The organism is Arthrobacter nitrophenolicus, from assembly GCF_000332815.1.
GTDB classification, from domain to species: Bacteria; Actinomycetota; Actinomycetes; order Actinomycetales; family Micrococcaceae; genus Arthrobacter; species Arthrobacter nitrophenolicus.
The window spans coordinates 1-1,088 of the sequence record NZ_AOFD01000126.1; the positions used below are offsets into that span (position 1 = coordinate 1).

The following is a 1,088-nucleotide window of genomic DNA, read 5'->3' on the forward strand; positions in this document are numbered from 1 at the left end:
TGTGAGTAGCCAGATTCCTGAGATGCCGCCGAGTGAGGCGCATCAGAAGGCCGATAACGCCTCCCTTGGGGAGCTCCTGGGTGATGTGACCCGGGACCTGTCCACCCTGATGCGCCAGGAAGTGGAACTGGCGAAGGCCGAACTCAAACAATCCGCCAGCCGCGCCGGGAAAGGCTCCGGCATGCTCGCCGGCGCCGGCGTGGCCGGACACTTCGTCCTGGTCTTCCTGTCCCTGGCCCTCATGTTCGCCCTCGGCGCCTGATGCCGCTTGGCTGGGCCGCCGTGATCGTCGCCGTCCTCTGGGCCATCATCGCCGCGGTCCTGGCCAGCATCGGCCGCAAGGAACTCAAACAGATCAAAGGCCTGCCCCAGACCGGCGAAACACTCTCCGAAATCCCCCCAACCCTAAAACCAGGTGAGGTCAACCGATGAGCGAGAACCCCGACGCAATCCGCCAAGACATCGAAGCCACCCGCGCCCGGCTGGGCACCAACGTGGACGCCGTCGCGGACAAAGTCACCCCGTCCAACATCGTCCACCGCCAAACCGACAAAGTCCGGGACGCCGTGACCGGGGTCAAGGAGAAAATCATGGGAACAGCAGACCACGCCACCACCCGCGTCCAGAACACCATGCACACCGGAACCGGACACACCAGCGACGCCCTGCACCACACCGGCGACACCCTCCACGACGCCAAGGACAACGTCGCCGCCCGGCTCTCCGACGCCGGCACGCCGTGTCCCACGCACCGGACCAGGTCAAAGCCAAAACCCAGGGCAACCCCCTCGCCGCAGGCCTGATCGCCTTCGGCGCCGGGATGCTCGTCTCCTCCCTGATCCCGCCAAGCCAGAAAGAACGCGAAGCCGCGGACCAGCTCAAAACCGCAGCCCAGCCCCTGGCCAACCAGGTCACCGAGGCCGCCAAAGACATGGCCCAGGACCTCAAGGAACCCGCCCGCGAAGCGATGGAAAACGTCAAAGCCACCGCCACCGACGCAGCCCAAAACGTCAAAACAGAAGGCCAACACGCCGCCACCGACGTCAAGGACCGCGCCACCGACGCCAAAACCAACGTCCAAAACACCT

General features: G+C 65.3%; 2 pseudogenes. Both read left to right on the forward strand.

From position 1 onward, the window contains the following. Positions 1-22: 22 nt before the first annotated feature. Positions 23-432 (forward strand): annotated as a pseudogene (locus G205_RS20410) (phage holin family protein). Beyond that, positions 429-1,088 (forward strand): annotated as a pseudogene (locus G205_RS20415) (DUF3618 domain-containing protein); the annotation flags it as partial. The pseudogenes G205_RS20410 and G205_RS20415, both read left to right, overlap by 4 nt.